Annotated in this window: 9 protein-coding genes; 7 read left to right on the top strand and 2 right to left on the bottom strand. The window is 70.8% G+C overall.

All coding sequences use genetic code 11. The features are described 5' to 3' along the window. The first annotated feature begins 56 nt into the window (after positions 1-56). Positions 57-1,514, top strand: a complete 1,458-nt coding sequence (locus tag ADL01_RS09790; RefSeq protein ID WP_053741533.1) for an aldehyde dehydrogenase family protein — start codon at positions 57-59, stop codon at positions 1,512-1,514. A 119-nt stretch (positions 1,515-1,633) separates the two neighbouring features. On the opposite strand, the gene ADL01_RS09785 is transcribed toward ADL01_RS09790, so the two are convergent. Then, on the bottom strand, positions 1,634-4,516 hold the full coding sequence (locus ADL01_RS09785; RefSeq protein ID WP_053741532.1) for a glycoside hydrolase family 3 C-terminal domain-containing protein: 2,883 nt from the start codon (positions 4,514-4,516) through the stop codon (positions 1,634-1,636). Between the two features lie 359 nt (positions 4,517-4,875). Between ADL01_RS09785 and ADL01_RS09780 the strand changes: the two genes are divergently transcribed. The 6 genes from ADL01_RS09780 to ADL01_RS09755 all read left to right on the top strand — a co-directional run bounded on the left by ADL01_RS09780 (position 4,876) and on the right by ADL01_RS09755 (position 15,120). Continuing rightward, positions 4,876-6,555: an extracellular solute-binding protein gene (locus ADL01_RS09780; RefSeq protein ID WP_053741531.1), complete on the top strand. Its 1,680-nt coding sequence runs from the start codon at positions 4,876-4,878 to the stop codon at positions 6,553-6,555. Next, a complete protein-coding gene (locus ADL01_RS09775; RefSeq protein ID WP_053741530.1) occupies positions 6,555-7,616 on the top strand; it encodes an ABC transporter permease in 1,062 nt (353 codons plus the stop codon). The genes ADL01_RS09780 and ADL01_RS09775 overlap by 1 nt, the downstream gene beginning before the upstream one ends. After that, on the top strand, positions 7,613-8,539 hold the full coding sequence (locus ADL01_RS09770) for a carbohydrate ABC transporter permease (RefSeq protein WP_053741529.1): 927 nt from the start codon (positions 7,613-7,615) through the stop codon (positions 8,537-8,539). The genes ADL01_RS09775 and ADL01_RS09770 overlap by 4 nt, the downstream gene beginning before the upstream one ends. Before the next feature lie 136 nt (positions 8,540-8,675). Beyond that, complete coding sequence (locus tag ADL01_RS09765) at positions 8,676-10,907, top strand: sialidase family protein (RefSeq protein ID WP_053741528.1); 2,232 nt, start codon at positions 8,676-8,678, stop codon at positions 10,905-10,907. Further along, positions 10,907-12,871, top strand: coding sequence for a beta-galactosidase (locus tag ADL01_RS09760; protein ID WP_053741527.1), 1,965 nt, complete (start codon positions 10,907-10,909; stop codon positions 12,869-12,871). Before ADL01_RS09765 ends, ADL01_RS09760 begins: the two co-directional genes overlap by 1 nt. Beyond that, positions 12,868-15,120, top strand: coding sequence for a glycosyl hydrolase family 95 catalytic domain-containing protein (locus ADL01_RS09755; protein ID WP_053741526.1), 2,253 nt, complete (start codon positions 12,868-12,870; stop codon positions 15,118-15,120). The genes ADL01_RS09760 and ADL01_RS09755 overlap by 4 nt, the downstream gene beginning before the upstream one ends. Positions 15,121-15,259: 139 nt before the next feature. On the opposite strand, the gene ADL01_RS09750 is transcribed toward ADL01_RS09755, so the two are convergent. Then, the gene (locus ADL01_RS09750) at positions 15,260-16,447 is read right to left on the bottom strand and encodes a sulfotransferase family protein (protein WP_053741525.1); all 1,188 of its coding nucleotides are present in this window, start codon (positions 16,445-16,447) and stop codon (positions 15,260-15,262) included. Positions 16,448-16,619: the final 172 nt, after the last annotated feature.

The raw sequence follows: 16,619 nt of genomic DNA, 5'->3' as shown, positions 1-16,619 counted from the left end.
CCACCACTCCACCCCGGACAAACAACCCCCCGCCCGCCCCGCCCTACCGTGTACCCATGACCTCCACGCCTCCTGTCACCCACGCCTTCTGGCTCGCCGGCCGTCAGGCCACCGGCGAGACCTCCTTCGATGTCACCTCCCCCTGGGACGGACACCTCGTGGGCAAGGTCGGCGTGCCGACCGAGGCCCAGGTCGAGGAAGCCGTCGCCGCCGCGTACGCCGTCCGGGACGAGTTCGCCGCCACCCCGGCCCACGTCCGCGCCGCCGCTCTCGACCACGTCAGCCGGCGTCTCGTCGAGCGCACGGAGGAGATCGCCCAGCTCATCTCCGCCGAGAACGGCAAGCCGATCAAGTGGGCCCGCGGCGAGGTCGGCCGAGCCGTCTCCGTGTTCCGGTTCGCCGCCGAGGAGGCCCGGCGCTTCAACGGCGGCGAGGCGCAGCGCCTCGACACCGACCTCGGCGGTCAGGGCCGCCTCGCCCTCACCCGGCGCTTCCCCAAGGGCGTCGTCCTCGGCATCGCGCCCTTCAACTTCCCCCTGAACCTCTGCGCCCACAAGATCGCCCCGGCGATCGCGGCGGGCGCCCCCATCATCCTGAAGCCGGCCCCGGCCACCCCCCTCTCCGGCCTCGTCATCGGCGAACTCCTCGCCGAGACCGACCTGCCCGCCGGTTCCTGGAGCGTCCTCCCGGTCGCCAACGACCGCATGCCCGCCCTCGTACAGGACCCGCGGCTGCCCGTGATCTCGTTCACCGGGTCGGAGCAGGTCGGCTACGCGATCATGGACTCCGTGCCGCGCAAGCACTGCACCCTGGAACTGGGCGGCAACGGCGCGGCGGTCGTCCTCGGTGACTACGCCTCCGACGCCGACCTCGACTGGGCGGCGACCCGGATCGCCACGTTCTCCAACTACCAGGGCGGCCAGTCCTGCATCTCCGTGCAGCGGGTGATCGCGGACGCCGCCGTGTACGACCGGCTGCTGCCCCGTATCGTCGCCGCCGTCGAGGCCCAGGTGACCGGCGACCCGGCCGACGGTGCCACCGATGTCGGGCCGCTGGTCAGCGAGGACGCCGCCAAGCGGGTCGAGGCGTGGGTCGAGGAGGCCGTACAAGCGGGGGCCAGCCTCCTGGCCGGCGGCAAGCGGGACGGTGCCTCGTACGCGCCGACCGTCCTCACCGACGTACCCGCCGATGTCACGATCTCCTGCGAGGAGGTCTTCGGACCGGTCCTCACCGTGCGGAAGGTGGACGGCGAGGCCGAGGCCTTCGCAGCCGCCAACGACTCCAAGTACGGCCTCCAGGCAGGCGTGTTCACGCACGACCTCCAGGCCGCCTTCCGGGCCCACCGTGCCCTGGAGGTCGGCGGTGTCGTCATCGGCGACGTGCCGTCGTACCGCGCCGACCAGATGCCGTACGGCGGCGCCAAGCAGTCCGGGGTCGGCCGCGAGGGCGTCAGGTTCGCGATGGACGACTACACGTACGAGCGCGTCCTCGTCCTGACGGGTCTCGCCCTCTAGCTAATGGGAATCGTTTTCACGTAAAGTGGGCGATGACGCGCATGCGCCGTCGCCGAAAGGGTCCGGCACCGATGCCTTCCGGTGCCGGACCCTTTCTCTGTGCCGACCGCTCCGGACCCTCAGCCGGAGAAGCCGACGCGCGCCAGCCTCAGCGGGCCGCGCAGCCTGAGGCGCACGTCATGGACACCGCCGTCGGCGGTGAGCGAGGCTCGGACCGTCGTGTAGTCGTACGGCCCCGCGGTCGGCGTCGGAGTCAGTTCTGCCGCCGCCTCCGCCTCGCCGTCCAGGACGACCTCGACCACTCCCTTGCCCGCGACCTCGACCGTGATCGCGGTGACGCCCGATCCGAAGTCGCAGTCCCGGTAGAGCAGTTCGGCCTCATTGCCGCCCGCCGGCGTCACCGCGTCGCCCGACATCTTCGTGAGGTCGACGATCTCGGCACCGCGCTGCTCGTCGAAGTCGGCTGCCGACAGGCCCAGTTGGCGTACGGGGCGCGGCGTGGCCGGGGTGCCGGTCAGCTGGACCGTCGTACGCGCGCGGATGTCCTCGCTCGACGCGCCCACCAGGAGGCCGTACGCCCCCGGTGCGAGGCGTCGGCCGCCGGTCGCCACGTCCCAGAACTCCAGGCAGCTGAGCGGGAGTTCGAAGGAGACGGTGGCCGATGCCCCGGGGGACAGGGTGACGCGGCGGTGGGCCAGCAGTTCCCTGCGCGGGCGGACGACCTGCGACTCGGGCGCCCTCGTGTACAGCTGCGCCACTTCGTCCGCCGTGACGTCCCCGGTGTTGGTGACGGTGAACGACACCCGAAGTGTCTCGTCGTCCGCCGCCTCGGCCGTCAGGTCGGCGTACGCGAACGACGCGTACGACAGACCGTGGCCGAAGGGGAACAGGGGTGTGCCCTCGAAGTAGAGGTACGTCTGCCGGGAGCCGATGATGTCGTAGTCCAGCAGGTCGGGAAGGTCGGCGTCGTCGGCGTACCAGGTCTGTGGGAGGCGGCCCGCCGGGGAGACGTCGCCTGCCAGGACGCGGGCCAGTGCCGTGCCCGCCGCCTGTCCGCCGTGCGCGGTCCACAGGGCCGCCGGGAGGTCGGTGACGTCGACCGCGTACGGGTACGCCGAGACCAGGACGAGGACTGTTCGGGGGTTCGCCGCGCGGGCCGCGTCCAGCAGGCGCCGCTGGTGGGCGGGGAGGCGCAGGGTCGTGCGGTCCTCGGTCTCGCGGCCGTTGATGTGCGGGTCGTTGCCCGCGACCATTACGACCACGTCCGCCCGGGCGGCCGCACTCTTCACCGATTCCTCACCACGTTCGGCGAGGATCAGTTCGAAGATCTCCGGAGACGTCTCGTTCTCGTCGGCAACCTTCACGCCGTCGGCGGCGACAGAGACGTGGCGACCCGTACCGACATGCCTGAGGAGGTGACGTTCTTCGTGCGACCCGTCGGACCCGTCGGACCCGTGGGGCTCCAGGCGGAACGTCTCCTGGACGACCCAGCCGCCCGGCTGGTCCGCCGACGCCCGTACGTAGCCGTCCTCCGCGACCGACAGGTACCGGCCGTCGGGCGCCCGCAGCGTCAGGAGCCCCTCGCCCCAGTCGACCAGCGCGAACTCGGTGCCCTCGGCGTCCGCGGTGAGCGCGGGCAGGTCGGTGCGGCCGGCGAGGAGGGCCGGATCGAGGGCGCCCTCGGCGCCCCGGACCACGTCGGGCGCGTCCTCGGCGGCCGGTGCGTGCAGGAACGTACCGGCCGACGTGCGCAGCCGTACCCGGTCCGCCCCCTCGGCGAACTCGACGTGCTCGGTGCCGAAGCGCTCGCGCAGGGCCTCCAGCGGTGTCGAGCGGTGGAGGAAGGTGCCGCTGTACCAGTCGGCCTTGCACTCGTCGGCGAGCAGACCGACGACCGCCACCCGGGTGCCGGGGGTCAGCGGGAGCGTGCCGTCGTCGTTCTTCAGCAGGACGATCGCCTGTTCCGCGGCCTCCTGGGCCAGGGCGCGGTGGGCAGGGGTGTCGAAGTCCGAGGTGTCGGCGTACGGGTCGTACTGCGGGTCGAACTCGCCCAGGCGGAAGCGGACCGAGAGCTGGCGGCGGACCGCCGTGTCGATGTCCTCCTCCGTCAGCAGGCCCTGGGACAGGGCGCCCTGGACGCGGGCGATGATCTTCGAGCTGTCCGTGCCGTGGTCGGTGAAGCTGTCCACGCCGGCGATCAGCGAGGCGGCCGTCGCCTCCTCGTGGGTGTCGAAGTAGTGCTCCGAATCGACCAGGTTGGAGGGCGCGGTGGCGTCCGAGCAGACCAGCAGGTCGTCGTCCGTCCAGGCGCGCAAGTGCTCCTTCAGGTACGGCGAGACGTGGTTGGGGCGGCCGTTGACCAGGTTGTACGCGGGCATCACACCCGCCACCGCGCCCGCCTCGACCGTCTCGCGGAAGGCGCGCAGGTCGTATTCGTGCAGGACGCGCGGGCGGACCGAGGAGGACGTGACGTCCCTGCCGGTCTCGTTGTTGTGGGCCAGCCAGTGCTTGAGGACCGGGGCCGTACGCCAGTAGGCGGGGTGGTCGCCGCGCAGGCCGCGGGTGTACGCGGTGGCGATCGCCGAGGTCAGCTTCGGATCCTCCGAGTAGCCCTCCTCGTTGCGGCCCCACAGGGGGTGGCGCAGCAGGTTGACCGTGGGCGCCCAGACGTTGAGGCCGACGCGGTCGTCCCGCGTGCGCAGCGCCCGGACCTCCTTGGACACCGCCTCGCCGACGCGGTGCACGAGCTCCTCGTTCCACGTCGCGCCGAGGCCGACCGCCTGCGGGAACACGGTCGCCGGGCCCATCCAGGCGACCCCGTGCAGCGCCTCCTGACCGGTGCGGAAAGCCGCGACGCCGAGGCGCTCGACGGCGGGCGCGTACTGGTGCAGGAACGCGATCCGTTCGTCGAGGCTGAGACGCGCGAGCAGGTCGTCGATGCGCTTCGCGGTCGGCACCTGCGGATCGCGGAATGGCGGCGAAGGCGGCGTTTGTGCGGTCACGTGGGGATCCCTTTGCGCTGGAGCGGCTCGGCACATTCGAAGCGCTTCGATGCTCATTCGATGTGGGGCGGGTGTCAAGAGACCCAGGTGCAACAACCCCGTTTTCTGCCTGTGATGTCAGGCCGTGTGTGCGGGCGGTTCGGGCCGTTGCAGGGGGCTTCGCACCGTGGAGGAATCTTGGAACCGACCCTTGTGCACCCACAAGTGTTCACTTAACCTCGCAGCAACATCGAAGCGCTTCGACTACGAAAAACGTTGCACGGTCGGAGAAACGCTTCAGCTCAGCCGAATCCACTCAAGACACCGCAGCCGACGGCTCCACCGCCGGGTGTCCTGGTGCGCCATGAAGGGTTGACGCAATGACGCCGAACGCCGCTTCCGCCTCCTCCGCTCCCAGCCGGAGAAGCTTCCTCGCCTCCACCGCGGTGGTCACCGCAGCGGTGGCCGGCGGGATGCCGCTGCTCTCCGCCTGTGGCGGCTCGGACAGCGGATCGCGCGACGGGACCACCTCGGGCAAGGCCGCCGAGAAGCTGCTCCCGACCTACGTCGCCAGCACGGTCGCCCAGCCGGACATTCCGTCGAAGAACGGTTCGGCGGCCGGCTTCACCGGCAAGGTCGAGCTCGCGGCCCTGGCCGCCTCGGTCCCGGACAAGCTCGGCACCGGCGCCCCCTTCAAGATCATGTCCCCGTTCTGGGGCACCCCGCCGAAGGCCGGATGCGCCTACTACAAAGGTCTCGACGCCGCTGCGGGCACCAAGATCACCTGGCAGAACCAGGACGGCAACACCTACGGCCAGAAGCTCGGCGCCGTCCTCGCCTCCAGCTCCATACCCGACATGGTGGTCGTGCCCGGCTGGGAACTCGTCGGCAAGATCGCGAACGCCGTCACCGCGAAGTTCATGGACCTCGGCCCCTACCTGGCGGGCGACAAGGTCAAGAAGTACCCGAACCTGGCCGCGATCCCCTCCGACGCCTGGCGCATGGGCATCTTCGGCGGCGCGCTGCGCGGCATCCCGATGCCCTCCGCCCCCGCGTCCTCCATCGTGCCCTACTACCGCAAGGACATCTTCGACAAGAAGGGCTACGAGGTACCCAAGTCGGCCGCCGAGTTCCTCAGCTGGGCCAAGGAGGCCACCAGCGCCAAGGCCAAGGTGTGGGCCTGCGGCGACATGAGCTGGAGCTCGGGGGGCATCTTCGGTGTCCGCCCGTCCGGGTCGCTCGGCTGGAACATCGGTGACGACGGCAAGCTGACGTACCGCATCGAGGATCCAGCGTATCTGGAGGCCCTGGAGTGGACCCGCAAGCTCTTCGACGCGGGAGTGGTCCACCCCGACGACCGGGCACGCTCGGGCGACCCCAGCCAGCGCTTCACCTCCGGACAGATCCTGGTCTTCAACAGCGACACCTCCGCCTGGTACGTGAAGACCGCCGAACAGGCCCAGTCCAACCCGGAGTTCATCATCGAGGGCATGGACATCTTCGGCGCGGACGGCGGCGACCCGAAGCTGTGGGCGGCCCAGCCCGCCGGCATCTGGTCGCTGATCCGCAAGGGCGCCTCGAAGACGACGGTCGAGAACGCGCTGGCGGCCGCCGACTTCTCGGCCGCGCCCTACGGCACCAAGGAGCGGATGCTCGTCGACTACGGCATCGAGGGCACCCACTACACGGTCAAGGACGGCGTTCCGGTCAAGAACGACCTGGGCAACTCCGAGGTGACCAACACCTGGGGGATGCTGTCCGCGCCGGCCCCGTACTACGCCCACCCCGACTTCCCGGACATCGCCCGCAAGCAGGTCGAGTGGCAGCAGCGGATGGGCGCCTTCATGAAGAAGACGTCCACGTACGGCATGAACATCGTCGAGCCGACCCGCTACGCGAACCTCTCCAGCCAGTTCGAGCAGCTGGAGCTCGACTACGTGCGCGGAAACCGCAAGATGTCGGAGGTGCAGGCGGCCATCTCCACCTGGAAGTCCTCCGGCGGCGACAAGCTGCGCGACTGGTACAAGCAGCTCATCGACCAGAACGGCAGCGGAAACTGATGTCTCTCACGGCTGGGAGCAGGCCCGACGGGACTCGTTCCGTCGCGGCCGTCGAGGAACCGACGGCCGCGGTCGCCGCGGCGACCGCGACGGGACGGGCGGCGCGCAGGACGCGCAGGGCGGCCAGGGAGAGCAAGGTCCCATGGCGGGTCCGGCTGCGCCGCGACCGCACACTCGTCCTGATGACGCTGCCCGTCATCCTCCTGCTCGTCCTCTTCAACTACGTTCCGTTGCTCGGCAACGTCGTCGCCTTCCAGGACTACGACCCGTACGTCTCCAGCAACGGCATCACCGCGATCTTCCACAGTCCCTGGGTGGGCGTGGAGCAGTTCTCGCGGATGATGGACGACCCGTTGTTCTGGAGCGCCGTCAAGAACACGATCCTCCTGTTCGGGCTTCAGCTGGTGTTGTTCTTCCCGATCCCCATCGCCCTCGCGCTGCTCATCAACAGCGTGATCCGGCCCCGGGTGAGGGCCGTGGCGCAGGCGATCATGTACCTGCCGCACTTCTTCTCGTGGGTCCTCGTGGTCACCGTCTTCCAGCAGATCTTCGGCGGCGCGGGCATCATCGCCCAGACCCTGGAGAAGCACGGGTGGACCGGCTTCGACCTGATGACCAACGCGGACCTCTTCAAGTACCTGGTCACCGCGCAGGCCGTCTGGAAGGACGCCGGCTGGGGGATCATCGTCTTCCTCGCCGCGCTGGCCGCCGTCAGCACCGACCTCTATGAGGCCGCCGCCATGGACGGCGCGGGCCGCTGGCGCCGCATGTGGCACGTGACACTGCCCGCGCTGCGCCCGGTGATCGCACTGCTGCTGGTCCTGCGGGTGGGCGACGCGCTGAGCGTCGGATTCGAGCAGTTCCTGCTCCAGCGGGACGCGGTCGGTGTGGGGGCCAGCGAGGTCCTCGACACCTACGTGTGGAACATGGGTATCCAGAACGGCGACTTCAGCTATGCGGCGGCGGTCGGCCTCGTCAAGGGAGCCATCGGAGTGTGTCTCGTCCTGGCCGCGAACAAGTTCGCCCATCTGCTCGGCGAGCAGGGGGTGTACAAGAAGTGAGCCTCAACACGCAGCTCGTCCGCAGCCTCAGGGCTCCCGCCCGCCCCGTGTGGGAGGAGCCGGCGAGCAAGATCGGTCTCACCGCCAAGAGCGGCTTCCTCGCCCTGTGCTGTCTGGGTGTGCTCGGCCCGCTGTGGATCGTGATCGTCACCAGCCTCTCCCCGAAGTCGGTGATCGACCGGGTGGGCGGCCTCGTCGTGATCCCCGAGGGCATCACCTTCATCAACTACACGGAGCTGCTCAGCGGCGGCCAGGTCAGCCGGGCGATCATGATCTCGGTCGGGGTCACGCTGTTCGGCACACTGTTCTCGATGGCGGTGTCGGTGGGCGCGGCCTACGGACTGTCCCGGCCGGGCAGCCTCGGCCACCGGTTCTTCCTGCTGACCATGATGGCGACCATGTTCTTCGGGGCCGGCCTCATCCCGACGTACCTTCTGGTGCAGTCGCTGGGGCTCACCGAGACCTATCTGTCGCTGGTGCTGCCCAGTGCGGTCAGCGTCTTCAACATCCTCGTCCTGCGGGCCTTCTTCATGGGGATCTCGCCCGAGCTCACCGAGTCCGCGCGGATCGACGGGGCGGGGGACGTGCGGATCCTGCTGACCATCATCATGCCGCTGTCCCGGGCGGTGCTGGCCGTCATCTCCCTCTTCTACGCGGTCGGTTACTGGAGTGCCTGGTTCAACGCCTCCATCTACCTGAGCGATCAGGAGATGCTGCCACTGCAGAACGTGCTCATCCAGCTGGTCCAGAAGAACACCTCCGCGCCCACCGGGCTACAACAGGCGGTCCACACCGGCCAGTTGTCGGCACTGGGGCTGCAGATGGCCGTGATGGTCCTCGCGTTGATCCCGGTCGCGGTGGCGTCTCCGTTCGTCCAGCGGCACTTCAAGAAGGGCATGTTGACCGGGGCAGTCAAGGGCTGACGGTCAGGTTTCGCGACCTGGGGTGCCTCGTGCGGTCCGTCGGTGACCGCCCGGGCGCTGTGGCCTGTCGCGCGATTCCGCGCGCCCGCAACGAAGGCGCCTCTTCCTCCCCCTTTCTTCAAGATCGAGGTAAGTCATGTCTTCGTCCCCTCCGAGCAGGCGTGCTGTTCTCGCCGGTACCGTCGCCGCCGCCGCGGTCTCCGCCGTGCCGTTGTCCGCTACGGCGGCCCAGGCGGCCTCCACTCCCGCGACGGCACCCTCCTACCGCTGGCGCACCGCCGTCATCGGCGGCACCGGATTCGTCACCGGAGTCCTCTTCCACCCGTCCGTACGAGGACTCGCCTACGCCCGCACCGACATCGGCGGCGCCTACCGCTGGGACGACCGCGCCGCCCGCTGGACCGCCCTCACCGACCACCTCGGGTGGGACGACTGGAACCTGACCGGGGTGGAGGCGATCGCCGTCGACCCCGTCCACCGCGACCGCGTCTACCTCGCCCTCGGCACCTACGCCCAGCCGTGGGCCGGGAACGGCGCCGTCCTGCGGTCCGAGGACCGGGGGGCGACCTGGGCACGCACCGACCTGACCGTGCAGCTCGGGGGCAACGAGGACGGGCGGGGCACCGGCGAACGGCTGCTCGTCGACCCGCGGGACAGTGACACCCTGTGGCTGGGCACCCGGCACGACGGTCTGCTCCGGTCCACCGACCGAGGCGCCACCTGGGCACCCGCGAGCACCTTCCCGGCCGCCCCGAGCCCGACCGGCCAGGGCGTCACCTTCCTGGTCGCGGCCGGCCGCAGTGTCTACGCCGGGTGGGGCGACGGCGACGGAACCGCCGCCACGGCCAACCTGTACCGCACCTCCGACGGCAGAACCTGGGAAGCCGTGCCCGGCCGGCCCGTCGGCGCCACCTCCGCCAAGGTCCCGATCCGCGCCGCCTACGACAGGCACACCCACGACCTGTACGTGACGTACGGCAACGGGCCAGGCCCCAACGGCCAGTCGGACGGCAGCGTCCACAAGCTGCGCACCACGACCGGCCGTTGGACGGACGTGACCCCCGTCAAGCCCGGCGGTACCGCCTCCGACGGCTCCGCCGACACCTTCGCCTACGGCGGAGTCGCCGTCGACGCCTGCCGGCCCGGCACCCTCGTCGCCTCGACCAACAACCGCTGGGCCGAGACGGACACGGTGTTCCGCTCCACGGACGGCGGCCGTACCTGGAAGTCCCTCAAGGACAGCGCCGTGTTCGACGTGTCCGAGACCCCCTTCCTCAAGTGGGGCAAGGACAAGCCGAAGTTCGGCTGGTGGATCCAGGCACTCGCCCTCGACCCCCACGACTCCCGGCACATCGTGTACGGGACCGGCGCGACCCTCTACGGCACCCGCGACCTCAAGCACTGGGCCCCGCAGATCCGCGGCCTGGAGGAGGCGTCCGTGCGCCAGCTGATCTCCCCCCCGGTCGGGGAAGCGCACCTGCTCAGCGGGCTCGGGGACATCGGCGTGATGTACCACGAGCGGCTCACGGCGTCCCCGTCGCGCGGCATGGCCTCGAACCCGGTGTTCGGGTCGGCGACGGGACTCGCCCAGGCGGCGGCCAAGCCGTCGTACGTCGTCCGCACAGGGGCGGGAGACAGCGGCAACGGGGCCTTCTCGAACGACGGCGGGCGCAGCTGGGCGCCCTTCGCCACCCAGCCCGCCGTCGCCAAGGACGCGTCGGGGCCGATCGCCACCAACACCGACGGCAGCGTGCTGGTGTGGACCTTCGCCCACTGGGACGGCACGAAGTACCCGGTCCACCGCTCCACGGACAACGGCACGACCTGGTCCGAGATCTCCTCCCTCCCCAAGGGCGCCACACCGGTCGCCGACCCGGCCGACCCGAAGCGCTTCTACGCCTACGACACGGACACCGGAACGCTGTACGCCAGCGTCGACAGCGGCCTCTCGTTCACCGCCAGGGCAGGCGGACTCCCTTCCGGTGACAACGAGTTCGGGCTGATCGCGGCGCCCGGACGCGTCGGTGACCTGTGGGTGAGCGGCAAGACGAACGGGCTGTACCGGTCCACCGACGGAGGCGTCACCTTCACCAAGGTCGCCGGCTGCTCGGCGTCGCACACGCTCGGCTTCGGCCGCGCGGCCAAGGGCGCGGCCTACCCGGCCGTCTACCTGGTCGGCGCCACGGGCACCGGCACCGGCAACGCCGTCCACCGCTCCGACGACGAGGCGAAGACCTGGACGCGGATCAATGACGACGCCCATCAGTGGGGCTGGACCGGCAAGGTGATCACCGGCGATCCGCGGATCCACGGCCGCGTCTACCTCGGCACCAACGGGCGGGGCATCCAGTACGGGGAGCCGGTCTGATGCCGGGGCTCGGCGACGCCACCCGGGGGCGCATCCTCTTCGGCGGTGACTACAACCCCGAGCAGTGGCCCGAGGAGACCTGGCACGAGGACGTCCGGCTGATGAAGGACGCCGGCGTCAACTCCGTCACGCTCGGCGTCTTCTCCTGGGCGAAGCTCGAACCCCGGCCAGGGGCAAGGGAGTTCGGCTGGCTGGACCGGCTGATGGACCTGATGCACGGCCATGGCATCGGCGTCGTTCTCGCCACGCCCACCTCCTCGCCGCCGCCCTGGATGGGCCGGCTGCACCCGGAGACGCTGCCCGTGGCCGAGGACGGGCGGACCGAGTGGTGGGGCGGGCGCCAGCACTTCTCGCACTCCAGCGCCGTCTACCGCCGCTACGCCGCCGCCATCACCGAGGACCTGGCCGCCCGCTACGGCGGCCACCCCGCCCTCACCATGTGGCACATCAACAACGAGTACTGCACCTACGACTGGGGCGACGAGTCGGCCGCCGCGTTCCGCCGCTGGCTCCAGAACAGGTACGGCACCCTGGACGCGGTCAACGAGGCATGGGGGACGACGTTCTGGAGCCAGGGGTACGGCGACTGGGACGAGATCCTGCCGCCGCGCCTCGCGCACTACATGCGCAACCCGACCCAGGTGCTCGACTTCAAACGGTTCACCTCGGACGCGCTCCTGGAGTGCTATATCGCGGAACGCGACATCGTCCGCCGCCACACCCCGCACATCCCCGTCACCACCAACTTCATGCCGATATGGGTGGGCCAGGACGCCTGGCGCTGGGCCGAGGAGGAGGACGTCGTCTCCGTCGACATCTACTCCGACTCGGACGACCCGTTCGGAGCCCAACAGGGCGCACTCGTACAGGACATGACGCGTTCGCAGGCACGCGGACCATGGATGCTGATGGAACAGGCGACTGGTTCGGTCAACTGGCGGCGTGTCAACTGCGCCAAGCCGCGCGGCCTCAACCGCCTCTGGTCGCTCCAGGCGGTGGCGCGCGGCGCGGACGCCGTCTGCTACTTCCAGTGGCGGCAGTCCCGGCAGGGCGCCGAGAAGTTCCACTCCGGCATGGTCAGCCACGCCGGCGAGCACGGTCGGACCTTCCAGGAGGTCAAGCGGCTCGGTGCCGAACTCGCCCTCATCGGCGATGATGTGACGGGCAGTCACACGTCCGGCGATATCGCGGTCCTCCATGACTGGCACGCCTGGTGGGGCGGTGCCCAGGAGGGGCGGCTCTCCTCCGCGGTCGAGTATCCGCAGGTCGTGGGGGCCTGGCACCGGGCCCTGTGGGAGGCGAATCTCCCCACGGACTTCGCCCACCCCGAGCACGACCTGTCGGCCTACCGGCTCGTCGTCGTACCGCAGTTGTACCTGCTCACGGATGCGGCGATCGACAACCTCCTCGCCTACGTACGCGGCGGCGGCACCCTCGTCTGCGGTTTCCTGACCGGAGTCGCCGACGAGGACGACCGGGTACGGCCCGGCGGCATGGACACCCGGCTGCGCGGCCTCTTCGGGCTGCGCACCCTGCACGAGTGGTGGCCGCTGGCCCCGGGTGAGAGCGTCGAAGTGGACGGCTTCCGGGGGCACTTGTGGTCCGAGGAGCTCGAGGCCGACGACGCCGACGAGGTCACCCCGTACAAGGGCGGCGAACTCGACGGGTTCCCGGCGGTCCTGCGCAAGGGGCGCGCCTGGTACCTCTCCACGCTCCCCGAGCCCGACGCCCTGCGGGATCTCCTCACCCGGATCGGCGCCGACGCGGGCATCCGACCGGTGCTGGACGCGCTGCCGGCCGGGATCGAGGCGGTCCGGCGCGGTGAGCTGCTCTTCGTGCTCAATCACGGCACGGAACCGGTGACCGTCCAGGTGCCCGGCGTCCACCGCGACCTGCTGACCGGCGCCGTCGTCTCGGACGAGGTCGCGCTGGGCCGGTACGGAGTGGCGGTACTGAAACCATGACCGCACCGCCCGTCCACGGAACCTGGGAACCCCGCCCGGCGGCTCGCTGGGAGGACGGCTACCTGAGCGGCAACGGCCGCCATGGCGCCCTGGTCCTCGGCGACCCGGACGGTGACCGTGTCGTCGTCACGCACCACACCCTCGTCCGCCCGAACGGCAGCGAGCACGCCCGCCCGCCGCGACTGGCGGACCGGGTGCCCGCTCTCCAGGAACGGTTGCTGGCCGGGGACGCCACGGCCGCCGAGAGCTTCACCGACGGACGGGACATGCAGTGGGTGCAGCCCTTCCACCCGGCGTTCCAGGTGCGGCTGCGCGGCGGGTCACCGGTGGGGGAGGCCCGGGACTACCGGCGGTCCGTCGACTTCACCAGCGGGGTCGTCGAGGCGGGGTGCGCCGGGTGGCGCAGCCGGGTCTTCGTGTCCCGCGCGGACGACGTCATCGTCCAGTACGTCACCGGCGACACCGGTCTCACCCTCGACATCGACCTCGACCACCGGCTCCCGAACGCCCCACCCGGGCTGGGCGTAGGCCAGAGCGTGGTGCGCACACCCGAGGGCGCCCTGCTCACCCTCCGCGCCCGGTACCCTGCAAGCAACTCCGCGTACACCGGCGTGACCCTCGTCGTCCCCACGGGCGGCGACACCACCCTCGTCCCGCCCGGCGTCCGTGCCGAGGGCGCGCAGTCCGTGCTGCTGCTGACCCGGGTCGTCCGGCACACCGGCGAACGGGACACGGCGGACGACGCCAGGGCCCTACGGGACCTGCTGGCGGACGCCGACGAGGCCCAGGCCGACGACGAGCCGTGGTCGGGCGAACGGACGTACGACCGCCTCCTCGCCCGGCACACCCACCTCCACCGCACCGCCTACCACCGCGTCACCCTCGACCTTGCCGCCGAGGACACCGAACGCGCGCTTCCCGGCAGCGAGTTGCTCACCCTCGCGAAGAGTCCCGCTCTCCTGGAGCGTCTCTTCGCCGCCGGTCGCTACCACCTGCTCTCCGCCAGCGGAATGCTTCCGCCCCGGCTGGTCGGCCTGTGGACCGGCGACTGGAACACCGCGTGGTCCGGAGCGTTCACCACCAACGCCAACCTCAACCTGCAGACCGCGTCGGCGGTGGCCGGCGCGCTCCCCGAAGTCACCGAAGCCCACGCCTCCCTGATTCACCGTCAGCTACATGACTGGCGGGACAACGCCCGCACGGTCTTCGGCGCCCGGGGCGTGGTCGCGCCCACGCACACCGACGGCGAGTCGGGACTCGCGTACCACTTCTCCCGTGAGTACCCGCTCCACCTCTGGACAGCCGGCGCCGACTGGCTGCTCAAGCCGCTCGTCGACCACGACGACACCGAGGGCGTCCGCGACCCGCGCACCGCTGCCCTCCTCGCCGAAGTCGCCGAGTTCTACGAGGACTTCCTCACCCGCACCGACGCCGACGGGCACCTTGTCGTCGTCCCCTCCTACTCGCCGGAGAACCGTCCCACGGGCGGGAGCTGGGGCGCGGTCAACGCGGCGATGGACCTCTCGGCGGCCCGGCACGCCCTGCGCACCGCCGCCGACCAGCACCCCGACGACCCCGAACGGGCCGACCGCTGGCGGGCGTTGGCCGACCGGCTGCCACCACACCGCGTCAACGCCGACGGAGCGCTCGCCGAATGGGCGTGGCCCGGCCTGATCGACACCTACGACCACCGGCACCTCAGCCATCTCTACGGCGTCTGGCCGCTCGACGAGATCAACCCGTACGACACCCCCGACCTGGCCGCCGCCGCACACCGGGCGCTCCAACTGCGGGGCTGCGAGAACGACTCGGCTCACGGACACCTGCACCACGCGCTGGTCGCGGCCCGCCTCCGCGACGGCGAACGGGTCACCCGCGCCCTCGGCCAGGTGGTCGACGGCGACTTCTTCCACGACTCCCTGATGAGCGCCCACTACCCGGGCCGGAACGTCTACAACGCGGACGCCGCCCACGCCCTGCCGGCGGTGCTCATCGAGGCGCTCGTCCAGTCGACCCCAGACCGGCTGGTCCTCCTGCCCGCGCTCCCGATGACCTGCCCCACGGGCCGCCTTAGGGGCGTACGGACGCGGTTCGGCGCGGAGGTCGACCTCGACTGGAGACCGGGGCACGGCCGAGCCGTCGTACGCCCCACCCGAACCCACCGGATCGACCTCAGAACCCCCACCGGCTCACACACGCTCGACCTCGTCGCCGGAGAGAACCGCACCCTCGACCTGGGACCGCGGTAACCGCACCGAGAAACGGAGACGCTGGGCGCCCTGTCCACGCCGGGCCCGCTGCGGCTGCTCACCGTCGCGATCGTGGTGGGCGGTGGCGGAGCCTGCTGAGGCGGTGTGCGCAGGCGCGGCACGGAGACGGCCGCGCTGTTCAGGCGCGGTCGACCTCGGCCCGCAGCGTGTTGTAGTCGGCGAAGGCGGCGTCGACGTCGGCCTTGGTCAGGCCGTAGCGGGCCAGGTCGTAGCGGTGGGGGCGGCTGCCTCTGAGGTGGGTGGAGACCGTCGGGAGCCGGGCGGCGTCGGCCTCGGTCCAGCGGGCGCCCACCGCGTCGTAGAGCTTCGGCGCGCCCGTGGCCGGATCGGAGCCGAGCCAGGAGTAGGGCACGTCCACCAGCGCCCCGCCGGGGAGGCCGGCCCGGGCCGCGAGTCCGCGCCGTACGGAGCGGCTCAGCAGGTCGAGCCAGGTGGCGCCGAGGGCGGGCAGGTCGATCGTGCGCCGGGACAGAGCCATCCCGCACTCGACCAGGCTGCAGAAGGAGGCGACGGCGGTCGCCGGGTCGCGATGGGTCCACACGAGCGTGGCGTCGGGGAACACCTCGAGCAGGGCGTCGAGATTCCCGGTGTGCATGGGCGACTTGAGGATCCAGCGGCGCCGCGGCCGGCCGTACTGGAGTACCTGGAAGCACTCCTTGAGATGACGGTAGTCGGGGACGAAGTCCCGCTCGAACTGCCGGGCGTGGTACTCCGGCAGCCGGGCCTGCGACAGCGGCACCAGGGCGTGCGGCAGGAGGAACGTGCACTCCTCCGGCCCCTCGGCGGTCATGGGGTGGATCTCGCGGAAGCGCGGGCTGAGCCGGTACGTGGCGTCGAGGGTCCGACGCGCGGACGTGACCGCCCGCTGCCGCTGCCGGGGCGACGGTTCGAGGCCCGGGGCGAGCAACTCCCACAGACGGGGGCAGCGATGCTCGTCGGAGAGGGAGAGCACGCCGTGCGTGAGCGTGGTCGCGGTGCGCGGGAGGCCCACCACGAACACCGGCCGCTCGACGGGCTCGAGGGCGATGGCGGGGTGCTCGGCGATCAGCCGCCGGATCCGGGCCCGGTTGGTGAGATGCCTACGGACGTGTGTCCGAGCGGACTGCCAGCCGACCGGCGACAACTCCTCATCGGCCGCCCACTCGCCGAGCAACGACCGAAACCCCTCAACAAACGCCTCGTCCCCTTCCTCCCACCCCACCTTGCCAACGATCCGGTCAAACACCCGCTCCGGATCACGCCGGGACCCCAACGCGGGCCGCAGCACCAGATTGGCCAGCGTCAGGGACAGGGGATCAGCAGCCACGAGTCGGCATTCCTTTCCACAGGCGAGAACGACACGTCCACCGAACCAGTGTGCAGAACAGGGAAGTTGACGCATCCACCACCCCCCCGGCCGCCCTCAAGGGGCGCGGGGAACTGCGCGACAAGCCACGACGCACCCGCACCCTGTCGACGACGCCCGCCCCTCCAAGGGG

Source organism: Streptomyces sp. NRRL WC-3618, from assembly GCF_001280005.1.
Lineage (GTDB): Bacteria > Actinomycetota > Actinomycetes > Streptomycetales > Streptomycetaceae > Streptomyces.
Note: the sequence above shows the minus strand (reverse complement) of the source record. Positions and strands in the feature narration are given on the sequence as shown.